The 25,269-nt window shown below is 68.6% G+C and carries 17 protein-coding genes and 2 pseudogenes; 15 read left to right on the top strand and 4 right to left on the bottom strand.

The window, feature by feature from the left end:
* Positions 1-354 precede the first annotated feature (354 nt).
* Positions 355-1,803 carry an amino acid permease gene (locus C563_RS0103820; protein ID WP_018760708.1) on the bottom strand — a complete coding sequence of 483 codons (1,449 nt, stop codon included), beginning with the start codon at positions 1,801-1,803 and terminating at the stop codon, positions 355-357.
* Positions 1,804-1,969: 166 nt separating this feature from the next.
* On the opposite strand from C563_RS0103820, the gene C563_RS0103815 reads away from it, so the two are divergent.
* The 4 genes from C563_RS0103815 to C563_RS0103800 all read left to right on the top strand — a co-directional run bounded on the left by C563_RS0103815 (position 1,970) and on the right by C563_RS0103800 (position 5,536).
* On the top strand, positions 1,970-2,884 hold the full coding sequence (locus C563_RS0103815; RefSeq protein ID WP_018760707.1) for a LysR substrate-binding domain-containing protein: 915 nt from the start codon (positions 1,970-1,972) through the stop codon (positions 2,882-2,884).
* A gap of 78 nt (positions 2,885-2,962) precedes the next feature.
* The gene (gene panD, locus C563_RS0103810; RefSeq protein WP_026264347.1) at positions 2,963-3,388 is read left to right on the top strand and encodes an aspartate 1-decarboxylase; all 426 of its coding nucleotides are present in this window, start codon (positions 2,963-2,965) and stop codon (positions 3,386-3,388) included.
* Positions 3,389-3,441: 53 nt separating this feature from the next.
* Entirely contained in the window at positions 3,442-4,368 is a 927-nt protein-coding gene (locus tag C563_RS0103805) for an AEC family transporter (RefSeq protein ID WP_026264346.1), read from the top strand.
* A gap of 34 nt (positions 4,369-4,402) precedes the next feature.
* Positions 4,403-5,536: an FAD-dependent oxidoreductase gene (locus C563_RS0103800; RefSeq protein WP_018760704.1), complete on the top strand. Its 1,134-nt coding sequence runs from the start codon at positions 4,403-4,405 to the stop codon at positions 5,534-5,536.
* A 47-nt stretch (positions 5,537-5,583) separates the two neighbouring features.
* Here the strand turns inward: C563_RS0103800 and C563_RS0103795 are convergent, their stop codons facing one another.
* The 3 genes from C563_RS0103795 to C563_RS0103785 all read right to left on the bottom strand — a co-directional run bounded on the left by C563_RS0103795 (position 5,584) and on the right by C563_RS0103785 (position 10,951).
* Complete coding sequence (locus C563_RS0103795; RefSeq protein ID WP_018760703.1) at positions 5,584-7,050, bottom strand: MFS transporter; 1,467 nt, start codon at positions 7,048-7,050, stop codon at positions 5,584-5,586.
* Positions 7,051-7,115: 65 nt separating this feature from the next.
* Positions 7,116-9,746, bottom strand: coding sequence for a trehalase-like domain-containing protein (locus tag C563_RS0103790; protein ID WP_026264345.1), 2,631 nt, complete (start codon positions 9,744-9,746; stop codon positions 7,116-7,118).
* Between the two features lie 209 nt (positions 9,747-9,955).
* Positions 9,956-10,951, bottom strand: coding sequence for an LLM class flavin-dependent oxidoreductase (locus tag C563_RS0103785; protein WP_018760701.1), 996 nt, complete (start codon positions 10,949-10,951; stop codon positions 9,956-9,958).
* A gap of 142 nt (positions 10,952-11,093) precedes the next feature.
* Between C563_RS0103785 and C563_RS0103780 the strand changes: the two genes are divergently transcribed.
* The 11 genes and pseudogenes from C563_RS0103780 (at position 11,094) to C563_RS0103735 (ending at position 25,225) form a co-directional block, all read left to right on the top strand.
* Positions 11,094-11,966: an aldo/keto reductase gene (locus tag C563_RS0103780; RefSeq protein ID WP_018760700.1), complete on the top strand. Its 873-nt coding sequence runs from the start codon at positions 11,094-11,096 to the stop codon at positions 11,964-11,966.
* A gap of 24 nt (positions 11,967-11,990) precedes the next feature.
* Positions 11,991-12,689 (top strand): type 1 glutamine amidotransferase domain-containing protein, encoded by a 699-nt coding sequence (locus C563_RS0103775; protein WP_018760699.1) that lies wholly within the window; start codon positions 11,991-11,993, stop codon positions 12,687-12,689.
* A 253-nt stretch (positions 12,690-12,942) separates the two neighbouring features.
* Positions 12,943-13,922: pseudogene (locus tag C563_RS20845) on the top strand (ABC transporter substrate-binding protein).
* 127 nt (positions 13,923-14,049) lie between these two features.
* Positions 14,050-14,676, top strand: a complete 627-nt coding sequence (locus C563_RS0103765; RefSeq protein ID WP_051083403.1) for a TetR/AcrR family transcriptional regulator — start codon at positions 14,050-14,052, stop codon at positions 14,674-14,676.
* A gap of 98 nt (positions 14,677-14,774) precedes the next feature.
* Positions 14,775-16,313 (top strand): aldehyde dehydrogenase family protein, encoded by a 1,539-nt coding sequence (locus tag C563_RS0103760; protein WP_018760697.1) that lies wholly within the window; start codon positions 14,775-14,777, stop codon positions 16,311-16,313.
* Entirely contained in the window at positions 16,314-17,969 is a 1,656-nt protein-coding gene (locus tag C563_RS0103755; protein WP_018760696.1) for a GMC family oxidoreductase, read from the top strand.
* A gap of 145 nt (positions 17,970-18,114) precedes the next feature.
* Positions 18,115-19,689, top strand: coding sequence for an APC family permease (locus C563_RS0103750; RefSeq protein ID WP_081624114.1), 1,575 nt, complete (start codon positions 18,115-18,117; stop codon positions 19,687-19,689).
* A gap of 150 nt (positions 19,690-19,839) precedes the next feature.
* Positions 19,840-20,397 (top strand): hypothetical protein, encoded by a 558-nt coding sequence (locus C563_RS0103745; RefSeq protein ID WP_051083402.1) that lies wholly within the window; start codon positions 19,840-19,842, stop codon positions 20,395-20,397.
* Positions 20,394-23,243 (top strand): ATP-binding cassette domain-containing protein, encoded by a 2,850-nt coding sequence (locus tag C563_RS0103740; protein WP_018760693.1) that lies wholly within the window; start codon positions 20,394-20,396, stop codon positions 23,241-23,243. Before C563_RS0103745 ends, C563_RS0103740 begins: the two co-directional genes overlap by 4 nt.
* Before the next feature lie 362 nt (positions 23,244-23,605).
* Positions 23,606-24,115: pseudogene (locus C563_RS22990) on the top strand (ATP-binding cassette domain-containing protein); the annotation flags it as partial.
* 48 nt (positions 24,116-24,163) lie between these two features.
* The gene (locus C563_RS0103735) at positions 24,164-25,225 is read left to right on the top strand and encodes an ATP-binding cassette domain-containing protein (RefSeq protein ID WP_442852925.1); all 1,062 of its coding nucleotides are present in this window, start codon (positions 24,164-24,166) and stop codon (positions 25,223-25,225) included.
* Positions 25,226-25,269 lie beyond the last annotated feature (44 nt).

The raw sequence follows: 25,269 nt of genomic DNA, 5'->3' as shown, positions 1-25,269 counted from the left end.
TTCCACCAGTATGAGCTTCGAATCACATAAGATAAAGCGATCTTTTCCAACCAATACAGGTTAGGAAAACCAATCTTTTAGCCCCTCCCCCAACCCCCGCTCACCTTTGACACTCAAAACCCCAACCCCCGCTCACCTTTGACACTCAAAACCCCAACCCCCGCTCAGATCCTGCGAATAAATTCCAAACGCCCGCTCACATTCTGCGACTAAACAGCGAAACCCTCCTGCACGTGATGCGCAGTAGGGTCCCCTGTTCTTGCAAGATGTGAGCGGGCGTTTCAGGAACCGCCGCCAGATGTGAGCGGGCGTCTCAGGAATAACGGTCGGATGTGAGCGGGCGTCGGGAAGGGGTCAGGACAGGGGGCGGTGCGTGTCCGCGAGCTCCTGGTGGCGCGGGCTGTTGGGGTTCATCAGCGAGTGCTTGCGTCCGTAGCCGAAGTAGATCACCAGGCCGATGATGAGCCACACCACAAACCGCAGCCAGGTTTCCCAGTGCAGCTGCAGCATCAGGAAGGCCGAGGCGAGCACGCCGAAGGCCGGGATCACGGGCATCAGGGGCAGGCGGAAGGTACGGGGCGCGTCCGGCCGCTTGTAACGGAAGATGATCACGGACAGGCAGACGACGACGAACGCGGCCAGGATGCCGATATTGGTCAGGTCCGCGACCGCCTTGATGGGGAAGACGCCGGCCAGGAAGGCGGACGCGATGCCGCCGATCCAGGTGACGCGCTGGGGGGTACCGTTGCGGTCCGTCTTGGCGAACCAGCCCGGCAGCAGGCCGTCGCGGCTCATGGAGAACCACACGCGGGTCACGCCCAGGAGGAAGGTGAGCATCACGGTGAGGATGGACAGCACGGCGAACACCGAAATGATGGTGGCAATAACCGGCAGCCCAACGGACGTGAACGCGGAGGCGAAGCCCGCCTTAGGGTCGATGTCCTTGTAGTTCTGCATGCCGGTGAGGACAAGCGTGGCGGCAACGTACAGCAGCATGGCAATGATGAGTGAGAGCACGATGGCCTTGGGCATGTGCTTCTTGCCGTCCTTGGCTTCCTCGGCCGCGGTGCTCATGGCGTCGTAGCCGAACACGGCGAAGAAGACGGTGGCGGAGCCGGCAACCACGGGGCCGAAGCCGCTGGGCATGAACGGGTTGTAGTTGTTGGTGTCGATGTAGAAGACGCCCAGCCCGATGATGAAGAGGATCAGGACCACCTTGATGCCCACCGCCACGAGTTCAAACCGGCCGAACGCCTTGGTGCCGCGGGAGAGGATCCAGGTGACCAGGAGGCAGACCAGGATGGCGGGAATGTTGACGATGCCGCCCTTGCCTTCGTCAAAGGTGGAGGTGACCGCGGCCGGCAGGTGGATGCCGATGCCGGCGAGGAAGGCGTCAAGGTAGCCGGAGATGCCGATGGCCACCACGGCGACGATGGCAATGTATTCCAGCAGCAGGTCCCAGCCGATGAACCAGCCGATCACCTCGCCGAGCGCTACGTAGCCATAGGTGTAGGCGGAACCGGCACGTGGGATCATGCCCGCGAATTCCGCGTAGGAGAGGGCGGCGGCCGCTGAGGCGAGGCCTGCGATCAGGAACGAGATCAGCACCGCGGGCCCCACCCCGGGAGTTCCGTCGCTGCCGGCCGCCACCAGTCCCGCGAGGGAGAAGATGCCGACGCCGATAATGCCGCCAACACCGATGGCGGTGAGCTGCCACAGCCCGAGGGACTTGAAAAGGCCGCTGTGTTTGCTTTCTTCTTCGATGTCGTCGATGGGCTTGCGCCGCATGATCGACTGGGTCATGTCTCTACTCATCAGGAACTCCTGCTGTGGGGTGCGACCCCGCCGCGGCACGCCAGGGGATGGCTGTGACGGGGGTAACTCGGTTCCAACAGTATGCGTGGGCGCTTGCATTAGATAAAGTGAATCCTTCTAACCAATATTCGTTAGTTTCAGTTAGGAATCCGCTATGCTTGACGTCCGCCGGCTGCGGCTCCTGCGAGAATTGAGCATCCGTGGAACGCTCGCGGAGGTGGCGGAGGCACTCCAGTACAGCCCGTCGTCCGTCTCGCAGCAGCTCGCGCTCCTGGAGAAGGAAGTCGGCGTCGAATTGCTCCGCAAAACCGGCCGCCGGGTGCAGCTCACGCCCCAGGCCGAGGTGCTCGTGGCGCACACCGCGCAACTGCTCGAAACCATGGAACAAGCCGAGGCGGACCTGGCCGCATCCCTGACCACGGTGACCGGCACGGTGCGGATTGCGGTCTTCCAGTCGGCCGCGCTGGCGCTGATGCCGGACACCCTGACGCGCATGGCCGCCGCCTACCCCGAGGTGCGGATCGAGATGATCCAGCGGGAGCCCGAAACGGCACTGCACGAGACGTGGGCGCGGGACTTCGACCTGGTGATCGCGGAGCAGTACCCGGGCCACGCCGCCCCGCGCTACCCCGAGCTGGACCGGGTTAAGCTGACCACCGACGCCATCCGGCTTGCGGTTCCCCCGGCGTCCGACGACGGCCCGGCCATCCGGTCGCTGGCGGACACCGCGGACCTTGCCTGGGTCATGGAACCGCGGGGTGCCGCGTCCCGGCACTGGGCGGAGCAGGCCTGCCGCAGTGCCGGGTTCGAGCCCGATGTCCGCTTTGAAACCGCTGACCTGCAGGCCCAGGCCCGCCTGATCGAGTCCGGCAACGCGGTGGCGCTGATGCCGGACCTGGTGTGGACCGGCCGCGGCACCACAGCGCAGCTCCTGGAGCTTCCCGGCACGCCGCACCGCACCATCTTCACCTCGGTCCGCCGCTCCAGCGTCCAGCGCCCGGCAATCCTCGCGGCCCGCGAGACGCTCGCCGCAGCCGCCGCAGCCGTGGCGGGGAACGACGCCGGGTGACCGGCCGCCGTCGTCCGTGACCAATGTGTTTCCTGCGTCACTGCGGGCAACGGAGCACAGGTCTAGACTGGATCCGTTATGAATCGAACAATGTTCAAGTCCAAAATCCACCGGGCCACCGTCACGCACGCCGACCTTCACTACGTCGGTTCGGTCACCGTTGACCTTGACCTGCTCGAGGCTGCGGACATCCTTCCCGGCGAGCTGGTGTCCATCGTGGACGTCACCAACGGGGCACGGCTGGAGACGTACACCATCGCCGGTGAACGTGGCTCCGGCGTGATCGGCATTAACGGTGCAGCGGCGCACCTCATGCACGAGAACGACATTGTCATCCTGATTACTTACGCCCAGATGACCACCGAGGAAGCGAAGGCGTACGAGCCCCGGGTGGTCCACGTGGACCAGGGCAACCGGATCATCCAGCTGGGCAACGACCCCGCCGAGGGCCTCACCGCCGGCACGATGCGTCCGCCGTTCGCGCTGAACAACGCCACCCTCTGAACCCGGAGCGTGAAGTCCGGTAGACGCTCCCGCCGCGGCCGCGGAGGGATCCCGTGCTAGGGGTCCTGGCAGGATTCTTCGTGGTCTGGTGCATCATCCTGGTGGGATGGTTCGTGGGCCGGCAAAAGATCCTCGGCGAGAACGCCCGGCCGGTGCTGAGCGGACTGACTTTCTTCGTGGCAAGCCCGGCGCTGCTCTTTGAAACGCTGAGCAAGGCACGGCTCCATGAAGTCTTTGCCCAGCCGCTGCTGGTGACGGCGGTGGCCGCAATCACCACCGCGTCGATCTTTTTCCTGATCGCGCGGTTCTGGCTGAAGCGGGCCCTGCCGGAATCATTGATGTCCGCCATGTCCGCTTCGCTGGCGAACTCGGCCAACCTGGGTATTCCCATTGCGGTATATGTCCTGGGGGACGCCAGCTACGTGGCACCCTTGTTGATCTTCCAGCTGGCGTTCTTCACTCCCATGTTCCTCATGGTCCTCGATTCAAGCACCAGCGCCCACCGCACCACTCCCCTGCGGTTCGTGCTCATGATCCTGCGGAACCCGATGATCGTCGGCTCCGCCCTGGGCCTGGTGGTGGCCGGTACCGGTTTCCAGGTCCCGGCGCTGGTGATGGAACCCATCCACCTGATCGGCGGCGCCGCGATTCCCGCCATGCTGATCGCGTTCGGGATGAGCCTGAACGGCACCCGCCCCTTGCAGGCCTCCGCCGGGCGCCGCGTGGACACCCTGCTGGCGAGTGGCTTTAAGCTCGCCGTCCAGCCGGCCCTTGCGTACGTTTTCGCCCGCTTCGTGCTGGGAATGGACGGCCATGCCCTCTTCGCGGTGGTGGTCACCTCGGCGCTGCCCACAGCCCAGAACGTCTTCGTTGCCGCCAGCCGCTACCAGACCGGGCTCACCGTGGCGAAGGATACCGTGCTGATCACCACGGTGGTGGCCGTGCCGGCGATGATCGGCGTCGCGCTCCTGTTGGCCTAGCTTCTTGACCGCACCACCCCAGCTTGGAGGGCTGATGAATACCAATCTTGACACCGTGGTGATCGGCGGCGGCGCCATGGGCTCCGCGGCCGCCTGGGCGCTCTCCCGCCGCGGCCGCCAGGTGACGCTGGTGGAGCAGTTTGGCCCCGGGCATACGATTGGCGCGTCGCACGGTGCCACCCGGAACCTGAATCCGGGCTACCACCAGCCGGACTACGTGGCCATGCTGGCCGAGGGCTTGTCGCTGTGGGAGGAGCTGGAGCAGGAGAGCGGCGTCCGGTTGCTGGCGCGTACGGGCATCGTCAACCACGGGCCCGGCTTCGATCCGCGGCAGGTGGCCGCGGCGCTGGGTTCGGCCGGGATCCGCGCCGAGTTCCTGGCGCCGGCGGAAGCCGGTGAGCGGTGGCGCGGCATCCGCTTCGACCGGCAGGTGCTGCACATGCCCGACGGCGGGCAGCTCAATCCGGAGGCCGCGCTTCCGGTGTTCCAGCAGCTGGCGGCGGCCCGGGGCGCCGAGATCCGGCATCACACCAAGGTGGTGGACTTCAAGGTGTTCGACGACGGCGTCCGGCTGACGCTCGAATCCGCCGGAGGCACCGAGGTGGTCACCGCAGCCCAGGCCGTGGTGACGGCGGGCGGCTGGACGGAGAAGCTGCTGGCCTCCGCCGCCGGGATCGATGCGGCGGCCATGCGGATCCCGAAATTGCGGGTCACGCAGGAGCAGCCGGCGCATTTCCGGGTGGCAGACGCCGGGGCAGTGTGGCCCGGGTTCAACCACTACCCGGGCCCGGACTACCAGGGCTGGTACTCCCCCGTGTACGGCATGCAGACCCCCGGTGAAGGCATCAAGGCCGGCTGGCACGGTGTTGGGCCCGTGGTGGATCCGGACCACCGGGATTTCCTGCCGGAGCCGGCCCAGCTCGCCGCCCTGCAGGGGTACGCGCGGGACTGGCTGCCCGGCGTCGACCCCGAGCAGTTCGAGGCCATCAGCTGCACCTACACCACCACCCCGGATGAGGATTTCGTCCTGGACCGGGTGGGCCCGGTGGTGATTGGCGCAGGGTTTTCCGGCCACGGCTTCAAGTTCACGCCCGTGATCGGCCGGATCCTCGCGGACCTTGCCACCGGGACGCGGGACGCACCTGCCATCTTCCGGGCATCCCGCTAGCCGCAGCTTCCAACTGGCCGCGGCACCCCGCCAGCCGCGGGTTTACGCTAGGTGGCGCTGCCCTCCGCGCTGCTGGGGACCGGCTGCCCGTCGGCCTTTCCGGCATCGTCAGCCTTCACTGCCGGCATGGCCAGGACCGCTGCCACGGTAAGCAGCCCGGCCACCAGTGCCGCCAAGAACACGGCTCCGGACGCGGCCACCACCGTGGCGGGGTCGGTATCGCCGCCGCTGCTGCCGCCGTAGATGGCATTGGCCACGGCGCCGAAGACGGCCACGCCCAGGGCGCTGCCGATGGACCGGGCAAACATGTTGGTGCTGGTCACCACGCCGCGTTCGTGCCAGGGGACGCTGGACTGGGCGGCGATCAGGGTTGGCGTGGCCAGCAGGCCCAGGCCGAGCCCGACGACGAAGCAGCTGATGGCGATCAGCGCCACGTTGGGAGATGAGGCAGTCAGCGACAGGATGAGCAGGCCCGCCACGGAAATGGCGATGCCGATCAGGGCCGTGGATTTGAAGCCGATCCGCAGGTAGAACTTGCCGGCCTGCGAGGCACTGAGGGGCCAGCCGAGGGTCAGCGCGGCGAGCGCCAGGCCGGCCACCAGCGGCGAGGAGGACAGCGCACCCTCCAGGTAGGTGGGCACGTAGGAGGTCAGGCCGATCATGACGGACCCGACCCCGAAGGACACCAGGGTGGTGGTGGCCAGCAGGCGGCGCGACACCACCCAGGAAGGCAGGATGGGCTCCGCCGCACGCCGCTCCACCAGGAGGAACGCGACCAGCAGCACGGCACCCACCGCGAACACGCCAATGCTGATGGGCGAGTTCCACGCCCACGCCTGGCCGCCTTGGAGGGCGCCGAGGATCAACAGGCCCAGGGATCCCGCCAGCAGCACGGCACCGGCAAAATCCACCTTGTGCTTGGCCCGTTCCACGTCCTCGTGCAGGGTGCGGACCAGCATCCAGCCGGCCAGCAGGCATAGCGGAACGTTGACCAGGAAGATGCCGCGCCAGATACCCAGTGCGGAGAAGATGCCGCCCAGGCTGGGACCCACCACCGAGGAGACCGCCCACACGCTGGCCAGGTAGCCCTGGACCTTGGCGCGTTCCTGCAGGGTGTAGATGTCGCCGGCGATGGTCACGGACACCGGCAGCACCGCCCCGGCGCCGAGTCCCTGCAGGGCCCGGAAGGCAATCAGGGAGGGCATGCTCCATGCCAGGCCGCAGAGGACCGAGCCAAGCAGGAACAGCCCAATGCCGGTGAGGATGATGGGCTTGCGGCCGGTCATGTCGGACAGCTTGCCGTAGATGGGCACCGAGACCGCCTGGGCCAGCAGGTAGGCGGAGAAGAGCCACGGGAAGGATGAGAACCCGCCCACATCGCGGACGATCGACGGTACGGCGGTGGCGACGATGGTGGAGTCGATGGCCACCAGTCCGGTGGACAGCATCAAGGCGATGAGAATCGGGCCCCGCTCGGAACGGAACCCCACTCCCTGGGCGCGGGCAGTCATCATCAGTCTCGTTTCAGTCTTTTCGGGTCCCTGCTACCTCCACTCTAGGTACCCACGACGGAAGCGGACTACCGCCTGCCCTGGTGTGCGTCCAGGAGCCGGGCGCAGCGGATGAAGCCCAGGTGCGAGTATGCCTGCGGGTGGTTGCCGAGGTGGGTTTCGGTGCCGGGATCGTATTCCTCCGGGAGCAGTCCGGTGGGCCCGAAGAGGTTCACCAACTGGTCGAACAGGTCCCAGGCCTCGTCGATGCGGCCCACGGCCACGTAGGCCTCGATCAGCCACGTAGTGCAGATGTGGAACCCGCCCTCCAGGCCCGGCAGGCCGTCGTCGTACCGGTAACGGAACACGGTGGGACCCACCCTGAGTTCGCGTTCGACGGCGGTGACGGTCTCCAGGAAGCGCTGGTCCGTGACGTCCAGCAGGCCCGAGAGGCCGATGTGCAGGACGGCGGCGTCGAGGTCCGGGCTGTCGTAGGCCACGGTGTAGGACCTGGCCGATTCGTCCCAGCCCTCGCGCAGGACCTCGTCGCGGATGGTTGCCGCCGCCGGCGCCCATGCAGGGTCAGGCCGGCGGCCGTGGCGGGCCGCTGTCCGCAGGGCCCGGTCCAGGGTGACCCAGCACATCACCTTCGAGTAGACGTGGTGGCGGGCCGCGCGCCGGGCCTCCCAGATCCCGTGGTCCGGTTCGTGCCAGCGGGCCAGGACGGCCGATGCCATCTGCACCATCAGCTCCCAGTGGGCGTCCTCCAGCGACCCCTCCCGCCCGCTCAGCGCATGGATCAGTTCGGCGACCGGCCCGAAAACGTCCAGCTGGACCTGGTGGTCCGCCGCGTTGCCGATCCGCACCGGGCGGGATCCCGCGTACCCCGGCAGGCTGTCGACGACGGCTTCCGTGGAGAGCGGTGCGCCGGTCACCGAGTACAGGGGGTGCAGCCATTCGGGGCCGGGTGCGTGTTCGAGGATGCGGCCCAGCCAGTCCAGGAAACCCGCGGCCTCGGCGGTGGAGCCCAGGTCCACGAGCGCGTTGACCGTCATGGAGCCGTCGCGCAGCCAGCAGTAGCGGTAGTCCCAGTTCCGTGTCCCGCCGATGCCCTCGGGCAGGGACGTGGTGGGTGCGGCGAGGACGGCGCCCGTGGGCTCGTGGACCAGGGCGCGGAGCACCAGGGCTGAACGCCGCACCAGGGAAGGCTTGACGGAGGGCAGGGCGAGGTCCTGCACCCACTGGCGCGATTGCAGGGCCACCCCGGCCCGGCGCTCCGTCTCGCCGTCGGGATCCGCAGGCTGCGGATCGGTATCGCCACAGCGCAGGTTCAACACGACGGGGCCGTCCTGCAGGTTCACCGACGCCGTGGCCGTGGCGTGGATGCCGTCCGAGGCGATGCTGAAGCTCACCCCCGGCGCGAACAGGATGATGGGATCCGACGTCCCCACCACATGCAGTTCCTCTCCGCGCGATTCCATGCTGAACGGGGCGTTGGCATAGTCCGGCCTGGGCGCGAAGGTGATCCTCGCGGCGCCGTGGCCGGAGAGCACCCGCACCAGGCTGGTGATGCCGTCCGGGGCGGGCTCCAGGTAGTCGGTTACCGTCACGTCCGCCCACCGGGTTTCGACGATCATGGTGCTGTCCACATAGCGCTGGCCCAGCACCTGGGAGGCTTTGACCGGTTCCACGGAGAAGTGGCCTGCGGCGTCGCCGCCCAGGATATGGGCAAACAGGGATCCGGAGTCCGGCAGCGGGTGGCTCATCCAGCAGATCTTCGCGTCCGGGGTCAGCAGCGCGGTGGAGGAGCCGTTGCCGATCATCGAGTGCCGTTCCAGGCCGACGGCGTCCTCACCGAACAGCCAGGCCCGGCGCAGTTCGAAAAGGAGGGCCAGGACGCGGGCGAAGGCTTCGGGGTCGCGGACGCGGTGTGCGGCGGCGGTCTCCCCGGGCCCGACCCGCAGTCCCAGGTCCGGACCGCGGAGGGTGGCGATGGCCAGTTCGTCGCTGTAGGCGTCACCGGCGAACATGGCGGCGCTGGCGCCGAGCCGGGAGCGGAGGCTTTCCAGTGCCTCCGCCTTGGACGGTTCCACCACGGAGAGGTCCAGCACGGACCCGTCCACGATGAAGAACAAGCCATGGAGGCGGGCGATTTCCCGGGCGGTTTCCGTGACCGATTCCACCACCTCCGGCGGCGCGGGCCGGGTGTGGACGGAAACGGCCACGGGCTTGCGTTCGATCCAGATGCCCTCCTGGAAGCCCACGGCCTCGTTGAGCGCGGCGTTGACCTTGAGCAGGACGGATTCGGTGGCCAGGCTCTGGGCATGTGCGAAGCCCATGTCCGTCTCCGCACCGTGCGACCCGATCAGGTGGACCTCCACGGGCAGCCGGGACACCGCCGCCAGGTCGCGCAGGGACCGGCCGGAAATAATCGCTGCATGCGTGTTCGGCAGGGCCGCCAGGGCGCGGAGGGCGATCGCCGCGTTGCCCAGGGGCAGGATCTCCGTGGAGATGCCCTCAGCCTCGCAGAGCGTCCCGCCGTAGTTGCAGGCCACCAGCAGGGACGGAACCCGGGCAAGCACCTTGAGTTCGGCCAGCAGCGCGGGGGTGAGCCCGTTGTCCGCGGCATCGGACTGGATGAAGGCGCGGAGCATGTCCAACGGGAGCGAGCGGGTGAGCAGCGCGGATTCCGCCACGCTTTGGTTCAACGGCGTAGGCATCCAGGTACCCCTTCAAGGCAGAACCAGGCCGGGAACTCAGCCGCTGGATCGCCTGCGGACTACCGGTTGGTGCCCCGCCCGGAAATCCCAGCAATCCCTGACGGGGCAGTACCCATCTTCAGCCGCGGGGGTTTCCCCGGGGAGTCGCTTTCATTGCGTCCGTGTAAAAGCAGCGGACAGGACCTTCGGGCATCGTGCCCGGCGAAACCTCAGGCGCCCACCCGGGCCAGTCCGGCGGCCTCGGCCAGCAGCTCGACGGAGCGCAGCCGCGCCTCGGTGCCGGTGCTCTGGTGCGCCACGATGAGTTCGTCGGCGTCGGCGTGCTTGCCGAAATCTGCCAGGTAGTCCACCACGGCGTCCGGGGTGCCCACGGCGGAGTAGCGCATCATCTGGGCCACATGCTGTCCTTGCGGGGAGTCCAGGACCATGTCCGCCTCGTCGTCGGTGAACTCCCGGCCGCCGCCGAAGAACAGCGAGACGCGGGCGCGCTTGGTGGCCTGGAACATGGCCTGGGCCTCGGCGGCGGAGTCGGCGGCGATCACGTTGACGCCGGCGATCACGTGCGGCGCGTCCAGCTGCGCGGAGGGCTTGAACTCGCGGCGGTAAATGGCCACGGCATCCCGCAGGGCGGCGGGGGCAAAGTGCGAGGCAAAGGCGTACGGGAGGCCCAGCTGCGCGGCCAGGCGGGCGCCGAACAGGGAGGAGCCCAGGATGTACAGCGGGACGTTGGTTCCCTTGCCAGGGGTGGCTTCGACGCCCTGGATGCGGGTGGGGCCGGTTAGGTAGCCCTGCAGTTCCAGGACGTCCTGCGGGAAGCTGTCCGCGGACATCGGGTCCCGGCGCAGGGCGCGCATGGTGTTCTGGTCACTGCCCGGTGCCCGCCCCAGGCCCAGGTCGATCCGGCCGGGGTGAAGGGTTTCCAGGGTTCCGAACTGCTCCGCGATGGTCAGCGGCGAGTGGTTGGGCAGCATGATGCCGCCGGCGCCCAGCCGGATGCTTTCGGTGTGGGCGGCCACGTGCGCGATCAATACGCTGGTGGCGGAGGAGGCGATGGAGGACATGTTGTGGTGCTCCGCGTACCAGACCCGCCGGTATCCGAGCTTCTCCGCGCTCTGCGCCATGGCCACGCTGCCCGCGAAGCTCTCCGCCGCCGTCTGGCCTTTGCCGATGGTTGCCAGGTCAAGGATGGAGAGGGGAAGAGTCACGTCAGGTGCCGGCCTTTCAAAAAAACGTTTCGTGGGGCGTGCCCCCGGATGGCGGCGGGCACTTGATGCATAACGACGGCGGGCCCCGGCTTATTTCTGTGAGTTGCGGAATACTCAGCACGCTGATGATGTTGCCGCCCCTATGAGCCAAGATTCAACGAAGCAGCTGGAACTGTCCGCAACGATCGACCTCAAGGACCTGGGAACCGTGCACCGGCTCGGGTTTGGCGCCATGCGCATCGTCGGCGACGGGGTGTGGGGTGAGCCCGCAGACCGCGCCGCCGCCGTGGCCGTGGTGCGCCGCGCCGTCGAGCTCGGCGTGGATTTCATCGACACCGCCGACTCCTACGGCCCCAACATCAGCGAGGAAATCATCGCGGAGGCCCTGCACCCGTACAAGGAGGGCCTGAAGGTGGCCACCAAGGTGGGCTTCACCCGCACCGGGCCCAACAAGTGGATCCCGGTGGGGCGTCCTGAATACCTGCGCCAGCAGACGGAACTGAGCCTGCGGAAGCTGAAGGTGGACACCCTGGACCTGCTGCAGCTGCACAGGATCGACCCCAAGGTGGACGCCGAGGAGCAGTTCGGTGTGCTGCGTGAGCTCCAGGACGAGGGCAAGGTCCGCGCCCTGGGCCTGTCGCAGGTGAGCGTGGCGGAGCTGGAGGCAGCCGGAAAGCACTTCACCGTCTCCACCGTCCAGAACCGCTACAACCTGACCGACCGGTCCTCGGAGGACGTGCTGCGGTACTCGGAGGAGAACGGCATCGGGTTCATCCCGTGGGCGCCGATCTCCGCGGGCGAGCTCGCCAAGCCGGGCGGACCGCTGGATGAAGCCGCCAAGCGCCTCGGTGCCACCACCTCCCAGGTGGCCCTCGCGTGGCTGCTGCGCCGTTCCCCGGTGATGATGCCCATCCCCGGCACCGGTTCCGTGGCCCACCTCGAAGAAAACCTGGCCGCCGCCGGCCTCACGCTCGACGATGAGACGTACGCCGGGCTCGAAGCCGCCGGCAAGTAGAAACCCAACGACAGGAGAAACACCATGGCAAGCATCCTGATGGTCGTCTCGGCCGCCGATTCCCTCACCATGAAGGACGGCAGCGAACACCCCACCGGCTACTGGGCGGAGGAGCTGGTGGTCTCCCACCAGACCTTGACCGATGCCGGCAACACCGTCCACATCGCCACCCCCGGCGGCAGGAAGCCAACGGTGGACCAGGTGAGCCTTGCCCCCGAATCGGCCGGCGGCGAGGACCGTGCGCAGGGCTTCCGCGACTACCTGGCCAAGATCGACGGCGAGCTGGCGCACCCGCTGGTCCTCGCCGACGTCGACATCAACGGCTATGACGCCGTGGTGATGCCCGGCGGCCACGGCCCCATGGCCGACCTGTTCAAGGACGCGGACCTGGGCCGCCTGCTGGTGGCAGCCAACAAGGACGGGAAGGTCATTGCGCCGTTCTGCCACGGCCCAGCCGGGCTGCTCAGTGCAACGGACGACGGCGGCGGGTTCGCTTTCAAGGGCCGGCGCCTGACGGTCTTCACCAACGAGGAAGAACTCGGCGGCGGCACCGGCGAGAACACCCCGTGGCTGGTGGAGGACGCGCTCAAGGACAAGGGCGCCGTGGTGGAGAACGGGGCCGCCTGGTCCTCCCACGTGGTGCGGGACGGCAACCTCATCAGCGGGCAGAACCCGCAGTCCAGCGAGGACGTGGCCAAGGAAGTCCTGGCCGCGCTCAGCTAACGCCCGGCTGGCAGCGCAGGGCAAGGGGGACCGGTTCGCCGGTCCCCCTTTTGCGTGCCGCGGGCACCTCGATGGTGCGTGCCGCGGAGTCCGGGAGCGGCCCGTAATGTGACCGCCGCGGTCCTCCGGTTAACCGCCGTTACGCCCTGTATCTCCCGGTTTCGCGGGCTTTGGTTCCCTTGGCGGGGCTGCCGGATAGTTGCTGCAACGCGCACATTCCCCCGCATCCCCACCCACCTCCAAGGAGGAACCATTGGCCATCAAATCCACGCCGTCCGCCGTCGTGGCGCTCACCGTCGCAGTACTGCTGGGGCTGTCCGCCTGCGCCGATCCGGGCGCCTCGGCGGCGACAGCACCGTCGTCGTCATCAACCGCCAGCGCCGCGGGCAGGACCTTCAACCTGTCGCCGCAGCAGGACCGCTTCCCGGTGAGCAAGGACGCCGCCGCGGCGGCCCTGGTGCCTGAGGCGGTCAAGGCCGACGGCAAGCTCACCGTAGTGACCACGGGCGGCGCGGCGCCGCTGAGCCTGTTCGCCACGGACAACAAGACCCTGATCGGCAGCGAGGTAGACATCGCCTAGCCGTGGGCGGGGCCCTGGGACTGGACGTCGAGGTCCTGCCCGTCGCCTGGGCGGACTGGCCGCTGGGCATCGAATCGTCCAAGTACGAGGCCGTGCTGTCCAACGTGACCGTCACCGAGGCGCGCAAGGAAAAGTTCGACTTCGCCACCTACCGCAACGACCTGCTGGGCTTCTACGCCAAGAGCGACTCCGGCATCGGGGAGGTCAAGGAAGCCAAGGACGTGGCGGGCAAGCGGATCATCGTGGGCTCGGGCACCAACCAGGAAGCGATCCTGGTGCGCTGGGACGAGGAGAACAAGAAGAACGGCCTGGCGCCGGTCCAGTTCCAGTATTACGACGACGATTCCGCCTCAAGCCTGGCCCTCCAGTCCGGACGTGCGGACCTGACCTTCGGACCCAACGCCGCCGCGGCGTACAAGTCCGCGCAGGACGGCAAGACCAAGCAGGTGGGCACGCTGAACGGCGGCTGGCCTCTGACCGCGCAGATCGCCTTCACCACCAAGAAGGGCAACGGCCTGGCTGTTGCCGCGCAGGCAGCGCTGAACCACCTGATTGACGACGGCACCTACGCCAGGATCCTGGACCGCTGGGGCCTCTCTTCCGAGGCCATCCAGAAGTCCGAACTGAACCCGGCGGGCCTGCCCAAGAAGTAGGCGGCCCGCCGACGAATGGATCCCCGCCGGGTTGTGAGCATGCCGCTTGCTCCCGGCGGGGATTCTCCTTGTGCTGGCAGGTATCCGGGAAAGTGCGCTCCGCGCCGGGAGGCAATAGTCTGGCCAGATGGGGACGAGTGCCGTGAACTCCGGCGAACAGGTGGACAGGCAATCGCGCATCCTCGAGGCGGCGATGGACCTGCTGTCCCGGCATGGCATCGCCGGGGTGAGCATGCGGTCCGTGGCCCGCGAAGCAGGCGTGGCGCTGGGCCTGGTGAACTATTACTACGATGACAAAACCACGCTGATCCGGGCTGCCCTGCGGCGCGTGGACGAGCATGACCTCCTGCTGGTCGCGCCGGACCCGTCGCTGCCCCCGGACGAGCAACTCCGCAAGGCGTTGCGGCGGGTGGCGGCCAAGGATTTGCTGACCACCCGCTACCTGTCCCTCCGCCTGCACCTGTGGGCCCTGGCCCAGGCCGACGAGGACTACGCCCAGATCAACGCAGTGGCCTTTGACCGTTACATCGACGGCGTCGCCGCGCTGGTGTCCGCCGCCCAGCCCGCACTGTCCTGGGAGGCCTGCAGGGACCGGGCGGCGGACATCGTGGTGATCCAGAACGGCGTGTGGCTGACGGCGCTGCTCGGCGTCGACACGGCCGCCATCCAGCGGAGCATCGAGCGGACGGAGCAGATCGCGTTCGCTCCCGTCCATGACGGAAGCACGGGCAGCGCGGAACTCCGCCCGCACTGAACGACCGGCCGCGGTCACGCCGGCAGCCCCTCAGTAACATTGAACGAGCGTTCAAAAAAGTATTGAACACTCGTTCAAGGTGCATTACTGTCCTTCCTATGACTTACGCCACACCAGCGCGGGAAGCCGCCCAGAGCACTGCACCCGAGGCAGCAGCCACCCTGTTCATCAACGGCGCGTGGGAGCCGGCCGCGTCCGGCGCTGTCCGTGAAATCCGCAACCCGGCCGACGGCGAACTGGTCGCCACGGTCTCCGAGGCCGGCCGCGAAGACGCCGAACGGGCCATTGCCGCGGCCCGCGCCGCGTTCGACGCCGGCGTTTGGTCCTCGGTTCCTGCCCCGGAGCGCGGGACCTTCCTGTTGAAGGTGGCCGCCGGACTCCGTGAACGCCGGGAAAAATTCGCCCGCGCCGAGTCCCTGGACACCGGCAAGCGGATGGTCGAAAGCCGGATCGACATGGACGACATCGCCGCCTGCTTCGAGTACTTTGGCAGGCTGGCCGGGCAGCAGGCGGGCCGCATCGTCGACGCCGGGAACCCCGCCGTGGTCAGCAGGATCGCTTACGAACCCGTGGGCGTCTGCGGCCTGATCACCCCGTGGAACTACCCCCTGCTCCAGGCGGCGTGGAAGATCGCGCCCGCGCTGGCGGCCGGGTGCACGTTCGTCCTCAAACCCTCCGAGCTGACCCCGTCCACCGCCATCCTGGCCATGCAGCTGCTGCAGGACCTTGGCCTGCCGGACGGCGTCGCCAACCTCGTCACCGGGGCCGGCGCTGAGGCAGGCGCACCGCTCTCGGAACATCCCGACGTCGACCTCGTCTCCTTCACCGGCGGCCTGGAAACGGGCAAGCGGATCGCGGCGGCGGCCGCGGGCACCGTCAAGAAGATGGCCCTGGAGCTCGGCGGCAAGAACCCCAACGTCATTTTCGCGGACGCCGACTTCGACGCCGCCGTGGACAATGCCCTGAACGGCGCCTTCGTCCACTCCGGGCAGGTCTGCTCCGCCGGGGCGCGGCTGGTGGTGGAGGAATCCATCGCTGAACGCTTCGTGGACGAGCTGGTGCGCCGTGCCCGGGAGATCCGGCTCGGCGGCCCGTTCGACGACGACGCCGAAACCGGCCCCCTGATTTCCGCGGCCCACCGGGACAAAGTCAGCGCCTACGTCCAGCGCGGCATCGCGGAAGGCGCCCGGCTCCGGACCGGCGGCGCGGCACCTTCCGGAGGGAAGTACGACGCCGGGTTCTTCTATCAGCCCACCATCCTGGACCAGGTGCAGCGCGGCATGTCCGTGGTCACCGACGAGGCATTCGGCCCCGTGGTCACGGTCGAGACGTTCCGCACCGAGGACGAGGCCGTGGCCACCGCCAACGACACCATCTACGGGCTGGCCGGCGCGGTGTGGACCCAGGACGCCGGAAAGGCGCAGCGCGTCGCCGCCCGGCTGCGGCACGGCACCATCTGGATCAACGACTACCACCCCTACCTCCCGCAGGCCGAGTGGGGCGGCTTCGGCCAGTCCGGCGTGGGCCGCGAGCTGGGCCCCACCGGCCTGGCCGAGTACCAGGAAGCCAAGCACATCTACCAGAACACCAGCCCCCAGGTCACCGGCTGGTTCGCTGACCACGGCAAGGAGAACTAGATGCACTACGACAACATCGAGGACCTCACCGACCGCGGGTTCGACTACGTCGTCATCGGCGGCGGATCCGCCGGTGCCGCCGTCGCCGCCCGGCTGAGCGAGGATCCGGAGGTGACCGTGGCCCTCGTCGAAGCCGGCCCGGATGACCGCAATATCCCGGAGATCCTGCAGCTGGACCGGTGGATGGAACTGCTCGAATCCGGCTACGACTGGGACTACCCCATCGAACCGCAGGAAAACGGCAACTCCTTCATGCGCCATGCCCGCGCCAAAGTGATGGGCGGCTGTTCGAGCCACAACTCCTGCATCGCCTTCTGGGCGCCGCGCGAGGACCTGGACGAGTGGGAAGCCAAGTACGGCGCCACCGGCTGGAACTCCGACGCAGCCTGGCCGCTGTACCAGCGACTGGAGACCAACGAGGACGCCGGCCCGGACGCACCGCACCACGGCGACTCCGGCCCCGTGCACCTGATGAACGTTCCCCCGGCGGATCCTGCCGGCGTCGCGCTTTTGGACGCCTGTGAGCAGGCCGGCATCCCCCGCGCGAAGTTCAACACGGGCACCACCGTGGTCAACGGAGCGGGTTTCTTCCAGATCAACCGGCGCGCGGACGGCACCCGTTCCTCCAGCTCCGTCTCCTACATCCACCCCATCATCGACCGGCCCAACTTCACCCTGCTGACCGGCCTGCGCGCCCGCCAGCTGGTGTTCGACGCGGACAAGCGCTGCACCGGCGTGGACGTGGTGGACGGGGCGTTCGGCCGCACCCACCGGCTCTCCGCGCACCGCGAGGTTATCCTGTCCACCGGCGCCATCGACTCCCCCAAGCTGCTCATGCTCTCCGGCATCGGCCCGGCAGCGCACCTGGCCCAGCACGGCATCGAAGTGCTGGTGGACTCCCCCGGCGTCGGCGAGAACCTGCAGGACCACCCGGAAGGCGTGGTGCAGTTCGAGGCCAGGCAGCCCATGGTGCAGACCTCCACGCAGTGGTGGGAGATCGGCATCTTCACCCCCACCGAGGCCGGCCTGGACCGCCCCGACCTGATGATGCACTACGGTTCGGTTCCGTTCGACATGAACACGCTGCGGCACGGCTACCCCACCACGGAAAACGGCTTCAGCCTCACTCCCAACGTCACCCACGCACGCTCCCGCGGCACCGTCCGGCTGCGCAGCCGCGACTTCCGCGACAAGCCCATGGTGGACCCGCGCTACTTCACCGATCCGGAAGGCCACGACATGCGCGTCATGGTGGCCGGCATCCGCAAGGCCCGCGACATCGCCGCGCAGCCCGCCATGGCGGAGTGGACCGGCCGCGAACTCTCGCCCGGCATCGAGGCGCAGACGGACGAGGAGCTGCAGGACTACATCCGCAAGACCCACAACACCGTGTACCACCCGGTGGGCACCGTCCGCATGGGCGCAGCCGACGACGACATGTCGCCGCTGGACCCCGAGCTGCGGGTCAAGGGCGTCACAGGCCTCCGCGTGGCCGATGCGTCCGTCATGCCCGAACACGTCACGGTCAACCCCAACATCACCGTGATGATGATCGGCGAGCGCTGCGCCGATCTGATCCGGGCCGCCCAAACGGCCGCGGACCGCACGGCCGAAGAGGCCATGGAAGAGAAGGAGCTCACCACGTCCCTCGCCTGAGCGGCAGGACCTCAGGGGGCCGTCTCCCCAACGGCAACGGCCCCCGCCAACGTCATTCCGCCGCACCCCAGGGCGGCCGGTCCAATCGTGCTTTCTGATCCAGGAGTCCATAGTGGAACCCAGCAAGAGTATTGATTCAAGCGGCATGGACGAATTCGGCTACACCCAGACCCTTGACCGGAGCATCGGCAAATTTGCCAGCTTCGCCGCAGGTGTCAGCTACATCTCCATCCTCACCGGTGTTTTCCAACTGTTCTATTTCGGTTTTTCCATGGCCGGCCCGGCGTACGCCTGGTCCTGGCCCATCGTGTTCGTCGGCCAGCTGATGGTGGCCCTGTGCTTCGCCGAACTGGCCGGCCGCTACCCGGTGGCCGGTTCCGTGTACAACTGGGCCAAGCGGCTCGCGTCGGGGACCTCGTCCTGGCTGGCCGGCTGGCTGCTGCTGCTCTCCTCCATCATGGCCTTGGGCTCGGTGGCGCTGGCCCTGCAGATCACGCTGCCGCAGCTCTGGTCCGGCTTCCAGTTCGTCGGTGACGGCACCGGCCCGTACGACTTCGCCATGAACGGCGTGGTGCTGGCCACCATCATGATCACCATCTCCACCCTGATCAACGCGTTCGGAGTGAAGCTGATGACCCGGATCAACAGCATCGGCGTGTTCGTGGAGCTGGTCGCGGCCGTGCTGCTGATCCTGGCCCTGGGCTGGCATGTGGTGCGCGGCCCTGAGGTTTTCTTCCAGACCAACGGCTTCGGCGAAGGCCACGACCTTGGCTTCTTCGGCGTCTTCCTGATCGGCGCCATGGCCTCCGGCTACGTCATGTACGGCTTCGACACCGCCAGCTCCCTCGGCGAGGAAACCAAGGACCCCAAGAAGACCGCTCCCAAGGCCATCCTGCGCGCCGTCACGGCATCGTTCCTGCTGGGCGGCGGGATCCTGCTGTTCGGCATCCTGGCCGCACCGGACCTCACCGACCCGCAGGTGGGGTCTCCCGACGGCGGCCTGCAGCACATCGTGCTCTCCGTCCTGGGCGGCCCGTTCGGCAAGGCCTTCCTGGCATGCATCGTGGTGGCCGTGGTGGTGTGCACCCTGGCCGTCCACGCCGCCGCCATCCGGATGATGTTCGCCATGGCGCGGGACAACAACCTGCCGTTCAGCCGGCAGCTCAGCAAGGTGGATCCCGTCCGCAGGACCCCCACGGTCGCGGCGATCGTCATTGGCGTCCTGGCCGTCCTGCCGCTCCTGGTCAACGTCACGCAGCCGGCCATCTTCACCATCCTGTCCAGCATCAGCATCGTCCTGATCTACCTCTCCTACCTCCTGGTGACGGTTCCCCTGCTCCGCAAACGGTTCCTGAAGAAATGGCCGCTGGCCGACGACAGTTCCGAGCCAGGGTTCTGCCTGGGCAAGTGGGGAGTTCCGGTGAACATCCTGGCGGTCCTGTGGGGTGCCGCCATGACAGTGAACCTGGTGTGGCCCCGCCCGGAGATCTACAACTCGGTGCCGCCGTTCGAGTGGTACCTGCAGTGGGGCGGGGTGATCTTCGTGGCCGCGGTGGTGGTTGGCGGGACCCTGCTCTACCGGCTGAAGATCCGCCACCAGACCGGGGTGCTGGCCGAGCATGCTGCGTCCGTTGCCGCCCATCCGTCGTCCAATGACCCGCGGTACGACGCGCCGGAGGACGCGGTGCCGGCCAACGCGGTCCTGGCAACCGAAAGCTAACAGCACTGAAACAGAACGGCCGACGACGGCGCCCCACCCGGGTGCCGTCGTCGGCCTTTGCGCGGGGCCGGGTGCGCGCCGGGCCGAGACGTTGCGTCACACAACGCGACCGCCTCCGGTTCCCGGCCCGGCACGCCCTACCCTTGACAGGTGACATTGACTAAGACCCGCACCGCCGCCGCGAGCTCCCTCGCCGCCGCCGGCCTCCTGCTGACCCTTGCCGCCTGCTCCACGCCGGCCGCCACCCAGTCCGCTCCCTCCGCATCCGCTTCCACCTCGGCATCGGCCAGCGCCTCTGCCTCCGCCGGGCCCTGCACCGGGGTGAAGGTCGTGGTGGATTCCGCCTCCCTGAAGCAGTCCGCCGCCGACACCTCCGCCTGCGTGCCCGCGGACGGACCCACTCCGGCATCGGACGTGCTGGCCAAGGCCAACGTGAAGATCGAGGGCACCGCCAAGTACCCCACGAGTTTCGCGTGCCGCGTCAACGGCGTGCCCGCTGCGGACTTCGACATCAAGCACAAGGGCGGCAGCACCCGCGAAGCGTGCGATGACAAAAACACGGTCTCTTATTGGGCCCTCTGGGTGAAGCCCGCCGCCGGCGCATGGGCCTACGCGCAGGAAGGCCTGGACACCCTCAAGCTCAGCCCCGGCGAGAGCCTTGAACTGCTCTACACCGTGGACAACGAACCGGCTGCACCCGCGGCATGACCTTCCGGCCCGCGCCGTTGCGCGCAGCAGCGGTTCTCGCTGCTGTGTTCATTGCGGCGCGGGTCCTCTACCGGGTCCTCTTTAACGGGGCGGGTATTGGGGAGCCGCTCCTGCTGGCCCTGCCGCCGCTGCGGCTTCCGGCTCCGTACGCCCACGTGGTGTTCCTGGGCCCGGTCACGGCACCCGGTCTCTGGCAAGCGGTCCTGTCCGCGCTGCCCATTGCCGGGCTGATCCTGGGCTTCGGCCTGCTCAATGCGTGGGTGGATGTGTCCCGCGGATTCGTCCGGCTGGCCCGGGGCGGCCCGCTGCAGGGCGTGGCCCGGATGCTGGTGGTGGCGTGGGCGGCGCTCCCGGCACTCGCCGACGCCGCGGGGTCCGTTCGCTTGGCCTTCCGGTTGCGTGGCGAACGCTTCGGGCCGCGGGCCTTGGTGCCCGTCCTGGAGCGCACCCTCGAACATGCCGGCCGGGTTGCGGCGGCCCTGGAGCTGCGCGGCTTCGCGGGCCGGCCCGTACCGCCACCGGCCTCCGGAAGCGATGCGCCGCTGGTGGTCCGGGACGCGCTGTTCCGGGTGGGCGGGGCGCAGGTGCACGCGGCCGGGTTCGCGCCCGCCGGCGGATCCCTCACCGTGATCACCGGGCCTACGGGGTCCGGCAAGTCCACCGTCCTGCGCGGCATCGCGGGGTTGCTCTCCCACGTCGACGGCGGGGACATCTCCGGCATGGTGCAGGTGGCCGGCGTTGACCGCGCTGCCGTACCGCCGCGGGACACCGCGCGCCTGATCGGCGTGGTCCTGCAGCATCCCCGCGCCGCCTTTGCCAGCACAAGGGTCCGGGACGAGATTGGCCTGGCCCTGGAGCTGCGTGGCGTGGGCCGGCCGGCCGCCAAAGCCCGGGTGCTGGAGGTGGCGGAGCGGGTTGGGGTTTCGGCGCTGCTGGATCGGGATCCCAGCACCCTCTCGGCGGGTGAGGCAACGCTGGTGGCCATCGCGGCCGCCGTCGTGGACCATCCCGTCCTGCTCATGGTGGACGAGCCGCTGGCCGACCTGGATTCCACTGCCAGGGCACGCGTGACCGCCGTGCTCGGCAGCCTTGCGCACCACTCCGGGGTGTGCGTGATCGTGGCGGAGCACCGGGCGGAAGCGCTGGTCCCCGTCGCCGATTCCTGGTGGTCCCTTGAGGGCTGCGTGCTGGTGGCGGGTACGGCCCCAACGCCCGCGCCCCTGCGTCCCTTTGTTGGTCCGGCCACGGCGCCGCCGGCCTCCGCGCCCGTGCTGGAGGCCGTGAACCTGGCCGTGCACCGCGGCGGCACGCCCGTGGTGCGGGAGGCTTCCCTTGCCCTGCATCCCGGCGAGATTGTGGCGCTGGTGGGCCCGAACGGTGCCGGGAAGTCCTCCCTCCTGGTGGCGCTGGCCCTCGGTGAGGGGACCAGCGGTTCAAGGACGGACGACGGCGGCCGGGTGGCGTTGGTGCCGGACGCCTCGGACGACCTCTTCACCAGGGACACCGTCGCCGCCGAGTTGCGGGCGGCGGAGCGGCGCCTGGCGCGGGGAAAGCCGGGCCAGCCTGCGGAGCCCGGCTTTGCGGCGTCCCGGCTGGCCCTCCTGCGGGGCAACGCCAGCATGCCGATCGGGCATGAGCATCCCCGGGACCTGTCCGCCGGCGAGCGCAGGATCCTTGCCATGACGTTGCAGACCATGGACCGGCCGCAGGTGCTCCTGATTGACGAGCCCACCCGTGGGCTGGACCCCGCGGCGCGGACGGCGGTGGCGGCGGCGTTGCGGGCGGCCGCGGATGACGGCGCCGCGGTCCTGTTCGCCACCCACGATCTCGAGTTTGCGCACCGGCTTGGGGCCCGGATCCTGCCGATGCGGGACGGGGTGGCGCCGGCCGCCGTGACAGCCGTGCTGGCCGAGTCAGTAGATGTCGCTGCTGCCGTTCCCGCGGCACTGCCCGTGGCCTCGGCCCGGGCCGCCGGGCGCCGGCCTGACCTGCCTGCCGAGAAGCCGGCCCGCCGCCCTCGAATGCCGCGGGGCGCCGAGCTGGCCGTCCTGGCGGCAGCAAACCTGGTGGCCCTGGCGGCGTTCTGCTGGCCGCTGCTGGCCGCGGCACTGCCGCAGGATGCCGCTGCGGCCACCCCGTACGCTGCCCTGGCCATCGCACCCCTGGCGGCGGCCGCCGTCGTGGTGTCCCTGGACGGCTCGGTCCGCTCGGCACACACCGTGGCGCTGCTCGGCGTCCTCGCCGCGGTAGGTTCCGCGGTCCGGGTGGCGAGTACCGGCGTCGGCGGCGTGGAGGCCGTGTTCGTCCTGCTGGTCCTGGCGGGCCGGGCGTTCGGTCCGCGGTTTGGCCTGCTCCTCGGCGCCGCCACCATCGCCGTCTCCAGCGTGCTGTGGGGCGGAATCGGGCCGTGGACACCGTTCCAGATGTTCGCCTGCGCCTGGGTGGGTGCGGGAGCCGGGCTGCTCCCCCGCCGGGTGCGCGGCAGGGCAGAGCTGTGGATGCTTGCCGGGTACGGCGTGGTGGCGTCCTATGTGTTCGGCCTGCTGCTCAACCTGTGGTTCTGGCCCTTCGCCGTGGGCAGCGGCACCGGGATTTCCTACGTGCCGGGCGCACCGCTGGGCACCAACCTCAGCAGCTTCCTGCTCTACTCACTGCTGACGTCGACGGCGGGCTGGGACACCCTGCGCGCCGTCACCACGGTCATCGGCATCGCCGTGGTGGGGCGCGCCGTCCTGGCCTCGCTCCGCCGGGTGAAGCCGGTGGCCGGCGCCGCTTCCGGCGCGGACGGCCCGGCCGCCAGTGTGCCGTCACCGCAGGTGCGGGACCGGCGCCAGCTCACACCGTGACGCAGGAAGGTTGCCTCCAGCCAACGAATTTGTGACACTGTTGTCCTCTGTTCCCCAGTGTTAGGCAATGTTTTGACGGGCATTTCAGGTTTCGCGACGCAGTCCGCGCGCTGACACTTCCCTGATGCCCCAAGGGCCGGCAAGTTCAGCGCTTCACCCGCTGAAACCACCCGGAGCCCGATGCCGATCCACGGCTTTCTTTCCCCTGCACTGATTTCCTGCCCCGCAGCATACGCCTGCCCATTCCCCGGGCCGCCGTGGCCGCCCGCCGCCACGTCCCGTCCGCCTTAGGACCCGCTCCTTTCGGACCTGACCTTGGCGAACCGCGGCCCAGCCGCCCAACACCCTGTTTTGGGAGCACCATGCCTGCAACAAAAAATCCATCCATCGTCCTCACGGACGTGCATTTCCGGTGGCCGGACGGCTCGCCGGCGTTGTCCGGGATCTCCGGGAGCTTCGGGCCCGGGAAAACCGGGCTCGTCGGAACGAATGGCTCCGGGAAGTCAACGCTGCTGCGACTCGTGGCCGGGACCCTCACACCGACGGCCGGCAGTATCAGCACGGGAGCCGACGTCGGCTACCTTCCGCAGACCCTGACGCTGCACGACGATGCCACCCTGATGGAGCTGCTCGGGATTAGGGACAAAGTCCGTGCCCTGCGGGCTATCGAATCCGGCGACGCGGCGGTGGAGCACTTCGATGTGCTGGGCGACGACTGGGACATCGAGGCCCGTGCGGACGAGGCGCTGGAGGGGATCGGCCTGACCGGCGTCGGACTGGACCGGCGCGTGGGCGAACTGTCCGGCGGGGAAGCCATGCTGGCCGCCATCTCCGGGCTCCGGATCCGGCGCACCCCCATCACCTTGCTGGATGAACCGACGAACAACCTGGACCGCGGGGCACGCTCGGCGCTCGGAGGGATGCTGGCTGACTGGCCGGGCAGCCTGGTGGTGGTCAGCCACGACCTGGCACTGCTGGAACTCATGGACAGCACGGCCGAACTGTACGAGGGAGGGCTCACGGTGTTCGGCGGCCCCTACAGCGAGTGGCAGGCGTACCTGGACAGCCAGCAAGCCGCAGCCGCACAGGCAACCCGTGCCGCTGAACAACTGGTGAAGAAGGAAAAGCGGCAAAAGCAGGAGGCGGAATCGAAGCTCGCCCAACGGGCCAGGACGGGCCAGGCCAGCTACGACACTAAGAAGGGATCCAAGATCCTGATGAACCAGCGGGCCTCTGATGCCCAGGTCTCAGCCGGACGAATGCGTTCCGGCATGGACGCCAAAGTGCAGGCCGCGCAAGCGGCCCTGGACGCCGCCGCAGCGAGGGTGCGGGACCAGGAGCGGATATCCCTGAACCTTCCCGACCCGGACGTTCCGCGCGGCCGGCGGATCGCGGAACTGCGGGGCACCAACCGCTCCTTCGTGGTGCAGGGCCCGGAGAAGGTGGCCATCACCGGACCCAACGGCGCCGGCAAGACCACACTCCTGGAACGCTTGATGGGCGGTGTCCCGTGCATGGAGGGCCAAGCCGGTGGAAGCCTGCTGACGGACCGCGCCGGCTACCTGCGTCAACGCCTCGACGGGCTGCGGGAGGACGAAACAACCCTCGAAAACGTGCAGAACGCCGCGCCGGACGTGCCTGCGGGCGATATCCGCAACCAGCTGGCCCGGTTCCTCCTCCGCGGCGACAGCGTGAACCGGCCAGTGCACACGCTCTCGGGCGGTGAGCGGTTCAGGGTTTCCCTGGCCCGGCTGCTTTTCGCCGACCCGCCGCCTCAAGTCCTGATCCTGGATGAGCCAACCAACAACCTGGACATCCGGAGCGTTGACCAGCTGGTGGAGTCCCTCGGGGCCTACGGCGGCGCCGTCATCGTGGTCAGCCACGATGACGCCTTCCTGGACCGGCTGGACCTGGACCTCATCCTCGGCATGGGACGCGACGGGTCGTTGACGGAGCTGGCCTCGCTGCCTGGCGCGGAATGACAAGAGCCCGGCGCCGCTTCCGGCGCGGACGGCCGGGCCGGCGC

This window comes from Arthrobacter sp. 135MFCol5.1 (assembly GCF_000374865.1).
Taxonomy (GTDB): domain Bacteria; phylum Actinomycetota; class Actinomycetes; order Actinomycetales; family Micrococcaceae; genus Arthrobacter.
The sequence above is the reverse complement of the archived record's forward strand: the minus strand, read 5'-3'. Positions and strand labels throughout refer to the sequence as shown.